At 70.5% G+C, this 13,815-nt stretch carries 14 protein-coding genes; 5 read left to right on the top strand and 9 right to left on the bottom strand.

Going from position 1 to position 13,815, the window contains the following annotated elements; genetic code table 11:
* Positions 1–82 precede the first annotated feature (82 nt).
* The 7 genes from JMO03_RS14180 to JMO03_RS14150 all read right to left on the bottom strand — a co-directional run bounded on the left by JMO03_RS14180 (position 83) and on the right by JMO03_RS14150 (position 4,401).
* The gene (locus JMO03_RS14180) at positions 83–238 is read right to left on the bottom strand and encodes a hypothetical protein (RefSeq protein ID WP_202844344.1); all 156 of its coding nucleotides are present in this window, start codon (positions 236–238) and stop codon (positions 83–85) included.
* A gap of 159 nt (positions 239–397) precedes the next feature.
* Entirely contained in the window at positions 398–865 is a 468-nt protein-coding gene (locus tag JMO03_RS14175; RefSeq protein WP_202844340.1) for a hypothetical protein, read from the bottom strand.
* Between the two features lie 92 nt (positions 866–957).
* Positions 958–1,230, bottom strand: coding sequence for a DUF4282 domain-containing protein (locus JMO03_RS14170; RefSeq protein ID WP_202844338.1), 273 nt, complete (start codon positions 1,228–1,230; stop codon positions 958–960).
* A gap of 105 nt (positions 1,231–1,335) precedes the next feature.
* Positions 1,336–1,635: a hypothetical protein gene (locus JMO03_RS14165; RefSeq protein WP_202844335.1), complete on the bottom strand. Its 300-nt coding sequence runs from the start codon at positions 1,633–1,635 to the stop codon at positions 1,336–1,338.
* Between the two features lie 5 nt (positions 1,636–1,640).
* Positions 1,641–2,477: a hypothetical protein gene (locus JMO03_RS14160; RefSeq protein ID WP_202844334.1), complete on the bottom strand. Its 837-nt coding sequence runs from the start codon at positions 2,475–2,477 to the stop codon at positions 1,641–1,643.
* A complete protein-coding gene (locus tag JMO03_RS14155; protein ID WP_202844333.1) occupies positions 2,464–3,420 on the bottom strand; it encodes a hypothetical protein in 957 nt (318 codons plus the stop codon). The genes JMO03_RS14160 and JMO03_RS14155 overlap by 14 nt, the downstream gene beginning before the upstream one ends.
* Positions 3,421–3,504: 84 nt before the next feature.
* Positions 3,505–4,401, bottom strand: coding sequence for an OmpA family protein (locus tag JMO03_RS14150; protein ID WP_202844332.1), 897 nt, complete (start codon positions 4,399–4,401; stop codon positions 3,505–3,507).
* Between the two features lie 153 nt (positions 4,402–4,554).
* Here JMO03_RS14150 and JMO03_RS14145 point away from each other — a divergent pair, with 153 nt between their 5' ends.
* Complete coding sequence (locus tag JMO03_RS14145; protein WP_202844331.1) at positions 4,555–7,308, top strand: protein kinase domain-containing protein; 2,754 nt, start codon at positions 4,555–4,557, stop codon at positions 7,306–7,308.
* Positions 7,309–7,316: 8 nt separating this feature from the next.
* Here the strand turns inward: JMO03_RS14145 and JMO03_RS14140 are convergent, their stop codons facing one another.
* Positions 7,317–7,520: a dodecin family protein gene (locus JMO03_RS14140; RefSeq protein WP_202844326.1), complete on the bottom strand. Its 204-nt coding sequence runs from the start codon at positions 7,518–7,520 to the stop codon at positions 7,317–7,319.
* Between the two features lie 104 nt (positions 7,521–7,624).
* On the opposite strand from JMO03_RS14140, the gene JMO03_RS14135 reads away from it, so the two are divergent.
* The 4 genes from JMO03_RS14135 to hemE all read left to right on the top strand — a co-directional run bounded on the left by JMO03_RS14135 (position 7,625) and on the right by hemE (position 10,892).
* Complete coding sequence (locus JMO03_RS14135; protein WP_202844325.1) at positions 7,625–8,185, top strand: shikimate kinase; 561 nt, start codon at positions 7,625–7,627, stop codon at positions 8,183–8,185.
* A complete protein-coding gene (gene aroB / locus JMO03_RS14130) occupies positions 8,182–9,270 on the top strand; it encodes a 3-dehydroquinate synthase (protein WP_202844324.1) in 1,089 nt (362 codons plus the stop codon). Before JMO03_RS14135 ends, aroB begins: the two co-directional genes overlap by 4 nt.
* 110 nt (positions 9,271–9,380) lie before the next feature.
* Positions 9,381–9,635 (top strand): WGR domain-containing protein, encoded by a 255-nt coding sequence (locus JMO03_RS14125; RefSeq protein WP_202844323.1) that lies wholly within the window; start codon positions 9,381–9,383, stop codon positions 9,633–9,635.
* A 183-nt stretch (positions 9,636–9,818) separates the two neighbouring features.
* Positions 9,819–10,892, top strand: a complete 1,074-nt coding sequence (gene hemE / locus JMO03_RS14120) for a uroporphyrinogen decarboxylase (protein WP_202844322.1) — start codon at positions 9,819–9,821, stop codon at positions 10,890–10,892.
* Between the two features lie 273 nt (positions 10,893–11,165).
* Here the strand turns inward: hemE and JMO03_RS14115 are convergent, their stop codons facing one another.
* On the bottom strand, positions 11,166–13,799 hold the full coding sequence (locus JMO03_RS14115; protein ID WP_202844321.1) for a reprolysin-like metallopeptidase: 2,634 nt from the start codon (positions 13,797–13,799) through the stop codon (positions 11,166–11,168).
* Between the last annotated feature and the right edge of the window lie 16 nt (positions 13,800–13,815).

Below are 13,815 nucleotides of genomic sequence, written 5' to 3'. Positions count from 1 at the left end.
GCGCGACCCGCCCGGCGCCCGGGAACGTCGTGAGCCCGGGCCGATGGTCGTGCCCGAAGGCGCTCCTGCGGGATCGGCCCGCTCAACGGCACCCGAGGAAGGGCGAGGCGACGAGGTACGGGCGATACCGTTCCGGCAGCGTCGGCCCGCCCTGGTAGTCGAGATCGTAGACGTCCACGGTCGGCCGCCTGGGCGTCTCGTCGGCGTTGAGCGTGAGCACATATCCTTCTCTCCTCATGGCACGCGGGGATCGCCGCACGGACCGGCACCAGGCATCTCCTCTGCATGTCACCGCCACCGGAGGATCGTGTGGGGCGCAACGGCTGCACGAACCGACCGCGGTTTCCGATCCGTTGCCCGCCCTTGCGGGCACGCGCCAGCTTGCTTCGTGCCCGCGTCAATCGATCAGTTCGCCGATGTCCTCGCTGCGCCAGGGCTCCGGCATCTCCGGTTGCGGGCACAGGCGCGCAGCGTGCTCCCAGCCCTGGTCGTCGACGAACGAGAACGAGGTGCGGTCGGGGATCTCGTAGACCGCGGCAGCCGGCGCGGCACCATGGTGATCGCCGCACGACTGCGTCACCCGGTAGGTCGTGGCATCGATCCGCTCGATGCGGTCGAACAGGCAGTGCGAGGTCACCCATTGCAGGCCCGCGCGACGCAGCAATTGCACGCCCGCGGCCGATGCGTCGCGGCAGGATTCATCGCTGCGCACGTAGTAGCCACGGTCCAGCGGCAGTTCATCCACTACCTCGGGTGCGACTTCCGGCGGCGCCGTGCCGTCCGTCGCCGCGCCCGCGGGACCGGGCTGGCAGCCGGCCAGCAGCAGCGCCAGTGGTGCTATGGCTGTGGTGATCGTGGTCTTCATGCGTCGGTCTCCTTCGGATGCGGCAGCGTCCAGAGGCGTCCTGGCAGGACACCCGCCCTGGCGAACCGGTACCTGCGCCTCGTCGACGCGGGTCACTTGTTGCGGATGTGCTGCAAGGCCTCGTTGATCTTGAACAGCACGATCATGACCTCGCAGTAGATGCGCGCCAGCACCGCCAGCAGCACGGCCAGGATCGGCGCGGCGACGATCATGCCGAAGCCGGCGAACCCCGAGTACTTCATCACCCCGAACCCCTTGGACAACAGCACCAGTCCGCCGACCGCCGCGGCGGCGAGCAGCATCCAGTAGATGAAGGTGATGATCTTCGGGGTGATCATCGAATCGAAGTGGAGCAGGTCGCGCATGATCTCTCTCCTGTTGGTGTCTTGTCGGCGAAACGTCGCTGCGAGGCGACGGATCGCATCCGGTGTGGGCGGACAGCGGCGCGGCGCCGCGCGACCGCCCCCGCCTCAATCCTTGCGCACGAAACGCAGGCCCATCGGCCCCGACAGCGTGTCGTCGTCGATCCGGGTGAGCACCAGTGCCGCGCCCGCGGCTTCGGGATGCATGATCCGCACCCGGTCGCCGTCGACCTCGTAGCGAAGCTCCAGTTCCACCCCGGCGAGCGCGGTCGACTGCACCACCCGCCCGCCGCGCTCGAAGGTGTAGGCGCTCAGGCCCATCTCGTCCTCGAACGTGCCGGCCAGCCCGCCGCCGCAGCCGGCGAGTGCGAGCAGCAGGATCGATGCCAGCCAGGTCCTGGTCTTCATCGTCGTCACTCCCGGTCCGGGTCATCGAATCGACGCTCACCCAGCATCCCCGGCTGGCCGTACCGGCTGCTGACGATCGCGTACCCCAGCAGGGTCGCCGTCAGTTCCGCCTCGGTGCTGCGGCGACGGATGCCGGTGATGCGCAACCGGCTGTCCAGTGCGACGTTGCGCTGGCCGTTGTTCCTGGCCAGGACCTCCTGCGCGGCGGACGGATCCAGCGGCCAGAAGTTCAGCTCGCCGGGATTGTCGATGCGCAGGCTCACCGTCTCCTCCCGGAACGGCGGAGGCGCCGCGCGCGCGGAGAACCGGAACACGCTGCCGGGGGTGAAGGCGTCGAGGTAGTAGCCGCCGCGCGACGCGTCGTACTCGCTGAGGTTCGCCCGCACGTTCAGGCGCAGCAGACCGACGCCCTCGGTGCCGTCGTAGACCGCCTGCAGGCGCGCCTGTTCCTGCTCGCGCACCTTGCCGCGCTCGAATTCGTTCGCCCTGACCACCGCGTATTGCGCGGCCGCCCATTCGGCGAGCGGCGGCTCACGGCCCTGCAGCCGGTAGCCGAGCAGCAGCATCTGCAGGTCCTCGGGATGGGCCAGTTCGCGGCTGCCGAACCCGCTGGCGGCCGCGGGCGCCGCCGGGGTGCGGGCGGATGGCGGCGCGACGGAAGCGCCAGCGTGGTCCTGGTCCGAAGCCGGCGCGGCCCGCGCACCTGCATCGGCAACGGACCGCGTCGGAGAGGTGTCGCCGTCGCCACCAGACCGGTCGCCGCCACCGCAGGCCGCCAGCGCCAGCAGCACCGCGGCGAGGATCGCGCAGGGCGCGCGTCGCGCGCATTCAGAGACGGACATCGCCGGCCTCCTGTGCCTGCTGCACTTCCGACTCGCGGCGCGCCTGGCCCAGTTGCTGCAGTTCGGCCTGCATCGCCTCGACCTGCGCGAACAACTCGCCCTGGTGCAGCATCGCGCTGCCCAGTTCCATCGCCAGCCCCGGGTTGTTTCCGCTGGGCAGCACCCGCGCGCGGATGTTCAACCCGCAGCCGTCGTTCCAGCGGGCACTGGTGTTGCCCTTGTACGCATGCACGGCGCCGCGGCAACGGGAGAACATCGGGTTGGCCTCGGCCAGCGGATGGCCGGCCCGGTCGAAGACCCACTCGAGGTCGCGATGGCCCGCGGCGTAGCCGCGCGGCTTGTCGGAAGTTTCCGTGATCTGCGGTGGGCCGTACTTGGACGCCAGCGCATCGAGCAACGCCTGCACCGGCGGCATCGCGCCCTCGCGGAACGTCTGCGTGCGCCACACGCCCAGCGCGGTCTCCTTCCCCGGCGCCCCAGGCGTGGCGACGGTGACGATCTCGTCGACGTGCTCCCATTTCAGGCCACCCTCGCACTCCTGCCACTCGCGCTGGAAGTTGCAGGGGCGGTGCTCGCCCTTGCGCACGGTGAAGGTCTGCGTGCCCAGTTCGACGCCATGGGTCTCGACACGCTCGAGCCAGCGGTCGCCGGCCTTGACGTCCGCGTCCTCGCCGAGTGCGCAGCGCGTCGTGGCCAAGGCCTCGTCGGCGCTCATGCCGATCCTGATGCCGATGATGTCGGGGCCCGACAGCTCCGCGCGGACCTTGGGCGGACAGCGCAGCGCGGCACTGCCGTCCGCGGCGGCGGGAGCCGCGTCGCCGCCTGCGGCGGCCGGTTCGTCGCCGGATTCCGCGTCGCCTTCCCGCGTGCCGCCGCAGGCGGCGAGCACGAGCGAGACCGCGATGGCCAGGCACAATCCCCATTGCGGGCGCATATCGTCCATCCCTTCTCTCCCATCGCGTGGCCGGAGCGTTCCGATCCGGGCCGGTTGATGTCCACGAGCCCCAGGCCCGTCCCTGCAACGCATTCAATCCAGCAGCAGCACCTCGACCCGCCGGTTGGCCGGATCTTCCGGCGCATCGGGCCGCTTCAGGCGATCCTCGCCGTGGCCGCGCACGTCGAGGCGTCCAGACCGAATCGCGAAACGCGCGACCAGGTAGTCGCGCACGGCCTGCGCGCGGCGTTCGGACAACGCGCGGTTCGCGTCCGCGCCACCGACCGCGTCGGTGTGCCCGTGCAGGCCGACCCGGCGCTGCGACAACGCGGGCGACTGCAGGCTCCGGCCCAGTTCGTCGAGCTGGCGGATGCCGTCGGCACGCAGCGTGGCCTGGCCGAAGTCGAACAGGATGTCGAGATCGATCCGTCCGTCCGCGGCGAGCGCCGCGCCGATGCCACCGGCATCGACCAGTCCGGGCTGCGCCGCCGGCATGGCGATCGCGCACTCCGCCCTTGCGGGCGCCGGCGAGGGCCTGCGACCGAGGTCGAACAGCTTGCAGGCCGCGGCGCCGCCGACCTTGCCGCTGAAGCGGCGGCCCTGCGCATCGACATGGCCGTCGAAGTTCACCACCTGGTAGCCGCCGGGCCGCAGCCGCCATTCCCCGCCGCGAAGCCGCAGCCGGCCGCTGCCCGGATCGTAGTCGCCGTCCATGGCGAAGCAGCCGGTCGGCACCTTCGGGTTGCGCGGATCGGCGTAGAAATGGAACAGCGCCCGTGCGCTGGTCGGCGTGGCCTCGGCGATGCTCAGGGTCAGGCCGGTCAGCCCCTGCGCGCAGACGTAGGTGCCGACCCATTCGCCCAGGACCGTGCCCGGGCCGGCGTCGGCATCCGGCGCCGGGCCCGCGGCGATCGCGGGCGGCCCGGCCAGCGCGCAGGCCAGGGCCGCTGCCGCGAACGCGCCGATCCGGCCGGTGGTGTCGCTGCGCATCCAGGATCTCCCGCCGCAAGATGCGTGGAGACTGCGCGGCGCGACGCGACAAGTCCTCGCGCCGCGTTCAAGAAACCTTCAAGCCAGCCATCCACGCCCCCGCGCCGGCCGCATATCGCGCCCCGCGTCGCCCGCGCTCGCTATCATCGCGACATGCCGCCGGATCTCCCGCAGCGCGACACCCGCGTCTATCGCTGGCGCTTCGGCGCGGTGGAATTCGACGAGGCGCGCCACGAACTGCGCGTCTCCGGACTGCCGGTCGAGATCGAGCACAAGCCGCTGCAGGTGCTCGCCATGCTGCTGCGACACGCCGGCGAGGTGGTGACCAAGGAAGAACTGTTCGAAACGGTCTGGGCCGGCCGCGTCACCGTGGACCACGTGCTCGCGACCGCGATCGGCAAGCTGCGCAAGGCGCTGGACGCCGGCGGCGAAGGCCGGATCGCCACCGTGCCCCGGATCGGCTACCGCTTCGACGGTCCGCTCGAACGCATCGCGGTCGGCCAGCGCCGCGGCAGCGAACTGAAGCTGGAGCCGGGCCAGCCGGTGCCCGGCCGCGAGCACTTCCTGCTCGAGCGCGCGCTCGGGCAGACCCTCGGCAGCGAGGTCTGGCTGGCGCGGCACCCGCGCAGCCGCGAGTCCCGGGTGTTCAAGTTCAGCCTGGGCGGCGAGCGGCTGGCGGCGATCAAGCGCGAGGCCACGCTGATGCGCGTGCTGCGCGACACCCTGGGCGAGCGCGAGGACTTCGTCCGCGTGCTGGACTGGAACTTCGAGTCCGAACCCTGCTTCCTCGAATGCGAGTACGGCGGCGAGTCGCTCCCCGAATGGGCGGACAACCACGACGTGCTCGCCGGATGGCCGGCGCCGCAACGCCTCGAATTCTTCCTGCAGGTCGCGGCGGCGGTGGACGCCGCGCACGGCGTCGGGGTGCTACACAAGGACATCAAGCCGGCCAACGTGCTGGTCCGCCACCGCCAGGACGGGCGCTGGCAGGCCTGCCTCACCGACTTCGGCAACAGCCGCCTGCTGCAACCCGAACGGCTGGCCGAGCTGGGCATCACCGGCCTCGGCCTCACCCTGACCGGCGCGCTCCCCGGCGACGGTTCCGGGACCCCGCTGTATCTCGCCCCGGAACTGGTCGCGGGCCAGCCGCCGACCGTGCGCAGCGATCTCTACGCGCTCGGCATCCTGCTCTACCAGCTTCTGGTCGGCGACCTGCGCCGGCCGATGGCGCCGGGCTGGGAGCGCGACATCGACGACCCGCTGCTGGTCGAGGACATCACCCGCGCCACCGACGGCGACCCCGCGCGGCGGCTGGGCAGCGTGGCCGAACTGATCGACCGGCTGGCCTCCCTGCCCCGCCGTCGCGAGGACGCGGCGCGCCGGGCCGACGCCGCGGAAGGCGCCCGCAACGCACGCCGCGCGCTCGAGCGGACGCACGCGCGGCGGCCATGGATCGTGGCCACCATCGCCGTGCTCAGTATCGGCCTGCTCGCCAGCTCGCTGCTGTGGTATCGCAGCGAACGCCTGCGCGAAGCCGCGACCATGCAGGCCGCGCGCGCCGAAGCGGTGGCGAATTTCCTGAGCGACGACCTGCTCGGCGCGCTCAGCCCCGGCGGCAGCGGTTTCGAACGCGACCCGAGCATGCGCGAAGTCCTGGAACTGGCCTCGACCCAGGTCGCCGAGCGGTTTCCGGACGATCCGGCCACGCGTGGCGGCGTGCACGCCGCGCTGGGCCAGGCCTGGCGCACGCTGGGCGACCGCGAACGCAGCATCGGCCACCTGCGCGATGCCGAGCGCCATTACGCGAGGGCGTTCGGCGCATCGGATGCGCTGACCCTGCGGACGCGCTACGCCCTGGTGCGCACGCTCGCCTACTCCAATACGCCGCAGCACATCGACGAAGCCGGCAGGCTGCTCGCCGAAACCGACGCCGCCGCCGGGCAGCGGCTCGATGCAGACGACGAACTGGCACTGGAAGCGACCTATGCGCGCGGCGTCTTCCACTTCCAGCAACTGCAGATCGAGCCCGCGCTCCGGGCCTATCGTCGCGCCGACCGGCTGCAGCGCCTGCTGCGCCCGGACGACGCGCTGACCGCGGTCGCGATCCGCGAGAGCCTCGCCGACAGCGCGCTGCGCCAGGGCGACCTCACCGGCGCCATCGCCCAGTTGCGCGCGATGCTGGCCGATCCGCTGTTCGACGCCCGCCGCATCGGCGAGGGCAAGGCCGCGGGCCAGCGCATCATGCTGGCGCGCGCGCTGCGCAACCTCGGCCGCTACGACGAGGCGCTGCCGCTGGCACAAGCCGCCGCCGCGACCACCGAACGCATCCTCGGCCCGGACGACTATTCCACCCTGGTGCAGCTCTCCACCGTCGCCAGCATCCACGACTATGCCGGGGACTGCACCCGGGCGCTGGCGATCGCGCGGATCGTGCGCGGGCGCATGGCCGCGCGCTACGGCGCGGAACGCCAGGCCACGCTGATCGAGACCGGCAACCTCGGCTTCAAGGAGTACGACTGCGGCGAGCGCGAGGCCGGCCTGGACTACCTGCGCCAGGCCGAGCGCGGGCTGCGCGAGCGCTACGGCGAGGACAATGTCGCCGCGCACAGCTTCCGCTATGCGCTGGCCAAGGCGCTTGCCGACGAAGGACGCTACGCCGAAGGACTGCGCATGGTCGACGGGCTCAACGTCGCCTCGCTCACCGCCGCGGATTCCACCCCCGGCTGGGAACAGCGCCTGCGCGCGCTGCGTGGGCGCCTGCTCCTGCAGTCGGGCGACGCCGACGCCGGACGCGCGCTGCTCGCCGAGGCGGTGCCGGCGCTGGTCGCGCTCGGCAGCGAAGACGCAGCCGACATCGGGCAGTTGCAGGCGCTACTGTCCGAAGACGACCATGCCGCCGCCGAGTAGTCGCGCGGTCAATCCACCACGAAGGTCACGCGCATGTTCACCCGCCACTCGGTGATGTTGCCGTCCTCGTCGGTGACGACCTTGGTTTCGTTGATCCACGCGCCCTGGATGTTCTTGACGGTTTCGGCGGACTTCTTCAGCCCGGACCGGACCGCGTCCTCGATGCTGGTGGCGGACGAGGAATTGATCTCGATGATCTTGGCGACGGCCATGGCGGACCTCCCTGCTGCTGCCGGCGACATTGCCGGACCCCACACCCTGCGCCCGGCGGCGTGAACGCGGCGGCCAGGCGACGCGGCCTGCTAGGATTCTGTGGATGAATCCCGCCCCCAACCTCGTGCTGGTCGGACCGATGGGCGCCGGCAAGTCGTCGATCGGCAAGCGCATCGCCGGGCGTTTCGGTCTGGTGTTCGTCGATGCCGACCGCGAGATCGAGACGCGCACCGGCGCGAGCGTCGCCACCATCTTCGAACTGGAGGGCGAAGCGGGCTTCCGCGCGCGCGAGGCGGCCACGCTCGAGGCCCTGCTGCAACGCGAAGGGCTGGTGATCGCGACCGGCGGCGGCGCGGTGCTCGACGCCGGCAGCCGCCAGCGGATGCGCGTGCGCGGGTTCGTCGTGCACCTGCAGGTGAGCCTGGCGCGGCAGCTGGAACGGCTAGCGCGCGACCGCAGCCGTCCGCTGCTCGCCGGCGACGATCGCGAGCAGGTGCTGCGACGCCTGTCGGAACTGCGCGCGCCGCTGTACGCCGAAGTCGCCGACCTGTGCTTCGACACCGACACGCTGTTTCCGCCACAGGCCGCCGCGCAACTGGCACGCCTGCTCGAAGCGCAGTGGACGCGCGACGCCCACCCCGATCTCCAGGAACACCCCGCATGAGCCACGACCGCACGGTCGCCGTGGGCGGCGCCCACCCCTACCACATCAGCATCGGCCCCGGGCTGCTCGAGGATGGCGAGCGGCTGGCGGCGACCCTGCGCGGCCGCGATGCGTTCGTGATCAGCGACGACAGCGTCGCGCCGCTGTACATGCGCCGCGTGGTCGATGCGTTGTCGGGCGCACGTCCCGGCCTGCGCATCGGGCACTGGACGCTTCCGGCGGGCGAGGCCTCGAAGACGCTGGACGGGTTCGGCCGCGCGATCACGGCGATCGCCGATGCCGGCATGCGCCGCGATGCCACCGTGTACGCGCTCGGCGGCGGCGTGGTCGGCGATCTCGCCGGCTTCGCCGCGGCCGCATGGATGCGCGGCATCGACTGCGTGCAGTTGCCGACCACGCTGCTGGCGATGGTCGACTCTTCGGTCGGCGGCAAGACCGCGGTCGACCTGCCGCAGGGCAAGAACCTGGTGGGCGCCTTCCACCCGCCGCGCGCGGTGCTGGCCGACACCGCCACCCTGCGCACGCTGCCGCCGCGCGAACTGCGCGCGGGGCTGGCCGAGGTGGTGAAGTACGGCGCGATCGTCGATGCGCCGTTCCTCGACTGGCTGGAGGCGCAGGCCGATGCGCTGCTGGCCGGCGACGACGACGCCCTGGCCGAGGCGATCGCCCGCAGCTGCGCGCACAAGGCCGCGATCGTCGAGCGCGACCCGTTCGAGCACGGCGAGCGCGCCCTGCTCAACTTCGGCCATACCTTCGGCCACGCGATCGAAACCGAGCAGGGCTACGGCGGCCTGGTCCACGGCGAGGCGGTCGCGGTGGGCATGGTGCAGGCGGCGCGGTTGTCCGAACGCCTGGGGCTGGCCTCCCCGGCCGACACGGCGCGGCTACGCAGCCTGCTTCAGCGCCTGGGGCTGCCGGTGGACCCGCCGCCGGGCCTGGACGCGGACGCATTGATCGCGCACATGCGCCTGGACAAGAAGGCGCAGTCCGGCGGCCTGCGCTTCATCGTCTGGGACGGCGCCGGCCGCGCACGCGTGCTTGCCGACGTGCCCGAGAACGCCGTGCGTGAGGTGCTGCGCGGCTGAGCGGACCGGTCGCCGGCCCGGTACGGCTTCGCCCGCGCCGCGCCGTCCAACCCGGCGGCGACCGGCACCGCCGCGGCGTCCGGACAGCCGCGACGTACAATGCCCGGCCCATGCGCCTGCTCCTGCAACAACGCCCCGACGGCCGCGAAGCCCCGCGCTTCGTGCAGCTGACGCTGCAGCCCGACCTGCTCGGCGGCTGGACCCTGCTGCGCGAAACCGGCCAGACCGGCGGCCGCAGCACCCTGCGGCGCGAACTGTTCATGGACCACGCTGGCGCGCTGGCCGCACTCGAACAGGCGCGGGATGCCCAGCTCAAGCGTGGCTTCCAGCTGATGTACGCCGAAGGCACGAGCGCGCCGAAGTGAGTCTCCCCTCCCGCCGCCGGACGCCCATCGAAGCCCCATGCCAGTCCGACCCCATGTCACTCCGAACGCAGTGAGCAATCCGCTTCTTGCCCGTCCGTCCCGGACCCATGGCCGGATTCCCCGCTTCGTGCGGAATCGCAGCCCATCACCTTCGTCCGGACCGATGACCGGACACGGAACCCCATGACCAGCCCCCTGAAGAACGACCGTTTCCTGCGCGCCCTGCGCCACGAGCCCGTGGACCGCACGCCCGTCTGGCTGATGCGCCAGGCCGGCCGCTACCTGCCCGAGTACCGCGCCACGCGCAAGGCTGCCGGCAGTTTCCTCGGCATGGCGAAGAATCCCGACATCGCCTGCGAAGTGACCCTGCAGCCGCTGCGTCGGTTCGACCTCGATGCCGCGATCCTGTTCTCCGACATCCTCACCATTCCCGACGCGATGGGCCTGGGGCTGTACTTCGTCGAAGGCGAAGGCCCGAAGTTCGAGCGCACCGTGCGCAGCGCCGCCGATGCCGAGAGGCTGGGCGTGCCGGACATGGAAACAGAGCTGCGCTACGTGATGGACGCAGTGCGCGTGATCCGCCGCGAACTGGGCGGTTCGGTGCCGCTGATCGGCTTCTCCGGCAGTCCGTGGACGCTGGCCTGCTACATGGTCGAAGGCGGCGGCAGCAAGGACTTCGCGCGCATCAAGGCGATGGCGCTCAACGATCCGGCCACCCTGCACAGGCTGCTGGCGGTGAACACCGACGCCGTGATCGCGTACCTCGCCGCGCAGCGTGCGGCGGGTGCGCAGGCGCTGCAGGTATTCGACACCTGGGGCGGCGTGCTGTCGCCTGCGATGTACCGCGAGTTCTCACTACCCTACCTGCAACGCATTGCGCACGAGCTGGAGCGTGGCGATGGTGCCCAACGCACGCCACTGATCCTGTTCGGCAAGGGCAATGCCGCGTATCTATCCGAACTCGCGGACTCCGGCGCCGAAGGCGTCGGCGTCGACTGGCTGGTCGAGCTGGGCGAAGCGGCGCGGCGCACGCAGGGCAAGGTCGCCCTCCAGGGCAACCTCGACCCGGCCACGCTGTACGGCTCGGCCGACGCCATCCGCCACGAAGTGCGCCGCGCGCTCGACAGCTACCGCGACGGCAACGACGGTTCGCGCGAGGGCCACGTATTCAACCTCGGCCACGGCATGTCGCCCGACATGAACCCGGACCACGTCGCGGTGCTGGTCGACGAGGTGCACGGCTACAGCGCGCGCTGAGGGTCGCCCGGACCCAGCGACTCAACCGAATCCGCTGGTCTGGTGGCCATGGCTTCGGCTGCCGCGCGGGCATCCCCCGCGAGGTCTGATTCAGAGCTCGGGAGCTCCCGGAGAGGGGGCTTTCCGGCAGGCAATGCTCTGCCGCGATCCGCGATCCGCGATCCGCGATCCAGGCGAGAGTAACGGCCTGCGGCAATGGACCCGACTCGGGCGAGCCGGGATCAGACCTCCGGATCCAGCTCCCGCCGAATCCTCATTCGTCCGGCGGCATGCCTACCGTTTCCTGCGCGGCGGCAATGGCGTGCTCATTTGTCGGAGGGTGGGTGCGTCCTGCAGCACCACTCGCGCGCGTGTCACCACGGGATTCGCGCCGGTGATTTCGCTGAGGACGACATGGAACTCTTCGTCGCCCTCGGGCTCACTGTCGCTGAAGCACTCGATCGTGTCGGTATAGCCGAAGGTTGCACCTTCCGGTATCTCCATGATGCCGTCGATGTGGGTGTAGTCGCTGCCCGCCGTGGCCGTGCCGGCCACGGTGCGGTAGCGCAGGCGAACGCCACCCGTGGGCGCGGGCGCCGACAACTGGATGACGAGCTGGAGCGAGATGCTCGTGCCGTACGGACTTTCCCGGTACTTGCCGCCTCCCCAGATCACGAGGCTTGGACGTGTCGACAGCGCGATGTCCTGCACGAGATCAGAGTCGACATAACTGTGCACAGCGAAGAAACGCTCGTAGGGCGCCGGCGGTACCACCTCCATGTACAGCCATGCGCCTGGAACGACCCAGTGGGTATAGCGGAAATCCGGTGGTTCGAGCTGCGGGTACGGCTGGTACTGGTAGACACCATCGATCGAGGCCCGGATGTCCAGGGTCAACGGGGCCGTGAGGGCAGGCTGCCCATCCGGAAGCTTGACCGCGCCCGAAATGCGCAAGCCCTTGCGTAGCGGGATGTCGTGTACCCGCGAGGATTCGATCTCATCGATGGTGAAAGGGAGGATAGCGAAGGGCGGCGGCGGCCTGATGCTGAACGTCAGGCTCGATCCCTTCACCAGCGGCACTTCATAGGCGAAGTCAGGTGGCGACAGCGCGACCTCGACGCTCTCGTACCCGTTCGACGCACCGCTTACGGTCATCCAGAACGGGGACTGCGGCACGGGCACGCCATGGTCGAACAGGATGCGTCCGGATACCGTCGGTCGGGGATCATCGTTGAGGATACGGCCAACGGCTTCGCCATCGTGCACCGCGGCACCGACGACGTTCGCCAGCCGCAGCAGGATGGTTTCGTCCGGTTCCCTGGCGTCGTCACCGATGATCTCGAACACGACATTCGCCTCACGGTCGCCCTCGGGGATCACGATGCCCACGTTCGTCGTACCCACGGAGTAATCCGTGCCCTCCCTGGCGGTTCCTCCGTACACTACCGCGTCGAACTGCACGCCGCCGACTGGCGCCGGCCCGGACAGCCTCACGCGGAACAGCAGAACACTGCGGCTCCCGGGATCCGGTTCGTAGGCTTCCGCATCCTCGATCGACAATGTACCCGGCGGCCCCCGGAACGCTGCGACCACGGGTGCGAAGGCGTCGAAACTGCGGACGTTGTCCGCGCGGTTCTCGACGCCGCATTGTGCGCCGCACACCGTGGAGTCGGGATTGGAAAAATATCCGAGCCACGGCTCTCCGTGGGAATAGGCCATGATCGTGGCGAAGGCCGACGGCCCGTTCTGACGGTGTCCGAAGGAGTACTGGAACGCCCCGAACTCGAGGTAGCCGTTGATCGACTGGGTCTCGCGGTCGTGCGCCGATCCCATGTTGTGCCCGATCTCGTGGGCCAGCACATGCGGCCCGCAGGGAGCGACGTTGCTGACCGATACACCGTAACGATCCGAGACGTACTGCGGCGCACGCCCAGCGCCGTTCAGCCAGGCGATACCGCAACTTCCATGCGCATCTCGATAGGGGCGCACCACGGCCAGCAGGTCGGCCGCCATCTGGTCGCGCAGCCTCGCCAGGTCGACGCCCGCGACAGTGTCGTCGGTGACCGCGTAGAGGACTTGGCTGTTGTCCATGGAAGGGTCGATGTCGATCTGGCGCAACGCTGCCAACACCAGCCGTACGCGTGTCCCGCTGTCGATGTGGGACTGGTTGGCGGTGGCGAACAGGTTCGTGACCTCGGTTTCCGCGGCGGAGATGCTGCCGCGCAGCTCGACCAGGTCGCTCGTGTAAAGACCCAGAACCACGATGTGAATGATGGACGACGACTTGGTTCGCACAGCATCCAGGACGCGAGTCGAATCGCTGGCCACGTTCCGTGCCCGGCCGACGTCGGGCAGCAGATAGTCCGGATCGCTGGCAAGCGAGCGCTTACTTCCGGGCGGCAGCAGGCCTCCGGCGGCAACGATCCCGGTGCGCCCACGCGTTGTCGTGACCTGCAGCAGCGAGCCATCCGGCTGCGGCAGGACGCCGAAAACGGCCTCGGGGCCGACCGTCATGACCATCGCCTGGGCGCCCAGACGGGTTTGCACACGGCCCACAACGGTCCAAAGGCCGCCCGGATCGACTTGTTCGCTTTCGAGCGCCACCACATAGCGATCGCCGTCGGGCAGGCGCACCTCGAGGTTGCCGTCCAGCCAGGCCTGTTCGAGCACGGCCCGTGTCAACTGCAGCGGCTGTGGGTCCTGTGCCCGCATTGTCGGGAGCTGGATCACTGCGACCTGTCGCGGGCCCGCTCTGCGCCGCCGATCGCTGCCGGCCGTGGCCGAGGCGGCGCCCGACGCTGCCACAGCGGATTCTGCCCTACCGTCTTCGGCCGAATCCGCTTGTCCGGTGCTCCGGCCAATCTGGGCGACGAGCACCAGCAACACCACCACGGCCAGCGCAACGCCGGCCAGTCCCCATCGCTTCATCCTTGCCCCCCGCCCG

The organism is Luteimonas saliphila (assembly GCF_016774335.1).
In the GTDB taxonomy this organism is placed as follows: Bacteria; Pseudomonadota; Gammaproteobacteria; order Xanthomonadales; family Xanthomonadaceae; genus Luteimonas; species Luteimonas saliphila.
Note: the sequence above shows the minus strand (reverse complement) of the source record. Positions and strands in the feature narration are given on the sequence as shown.

What these genes read in the sequence shown, in the direction of transcription:
- JMO03_RS14180 (WP_202844344.1), bottom strand. Translation starts at nt 238, where the DNA reads ATGAGGAGAGAAGGATATGTGCTCACGCTCAACGCCGACGAGACGCCC.
- JMO03_RS14175 (WP_202844340.1), bottom strand. Translation starts at nt 865, where the DNA reads ATGAAGACCACGATCACCACAGCCATAGCACCACTGGCGCTGCTGCTG.
- JMO03_RS14170 (WP_202844338.1), bottom strand. Translation starts at nt 1,230, where the DNA reads ATGCGCGACCTGCTCCACTTCGATTCGATGATCACCCCGAAGATCATC.
- JMO03_RS14165 (WP_202844335.1), bottom strand. Translation starts at nt 1,635, where the DNA reads ATGAAGACCAGGACCTGGCTGGCATCGATCCTGCTGCTCGCACTCGCC.
- JMO03_RS14160 (WP_202844334.1), bottom strand. Translation starts at nt 2,477, where the DNA reads ATGTCCGTCTCTGAATGCGCGCGACGCGCGCCCTGCGCGATCCTCGCC.
- JMO03_RS14155 (WP_202844333.1), bottom strand. Translation starts at nt 3,420, where the DNA reads ATGGACGATATGCGCCCGCAATGGGGATTGTGCCTGGCCATCGCGGTC.
- JMO03_RS14150 (WP_202844332.1), bottom strand. Translation starts at nt 4,401, where the DNA reads ATGCGCAGCGACACCACCGGCCGGATCGGCGCGTTCGCGGCAGCGGCC.
- JMO03_RS14145 (WP_202844331.1), top strand. Translation starts at nt 4,555, where the DNA reads ATGCCGCCGGATCTCCCGCAGCGCGACACCCGCGTCTATCGCTGGCGC.
- JMO03_RS14140 (WP_202844326.1), bottom strand. Translation starts at nt 7,520, where the DNA reads ATGGCCGTCGCCAAGATCATCGAGATCAATTCCTCGTCCGCCACCAGC.
- JMO03_RS14135 (WP_202844325.1), top strand. Translation starts at nt 7,625, where the DNA reads ATGAATCCCGCCCCCAACCTCGTGCTGGTCGGACCGATGGGCGCCGGC.
- aroB (WP_202844324.1), top strand. Translation starts at nt 8,182, where the DNA reads ATGAGCCACGACCGCACGGTCGCCGTGGGCGGCGCCCACCCCTACCAC.
- JMO03_RS14125 (WP_202844323.1), top strand. Translation starts at nt 9,381, where the DNA reads ATGCGCCTGCTCCTGCAACAACGCCCCGACGGCCGCGAAGCCCCGCGC.
- hemE (WP_202844322.1), top strand. Translation starts at nt 9,819, where the DNA reads ATGACCAGCCCCCTGAAGAACGACCGTTTCCTGCGCGCCCTGCGCCAC.
- JMO03_RS14115 (WP_202844321.1), bottom strand. Translation starts at nt 13,799, where the DNA reads ATGAAGCGATGGGGACTGGCCGGCGTTGCGCTGGCCGTGGTGGTGTTG.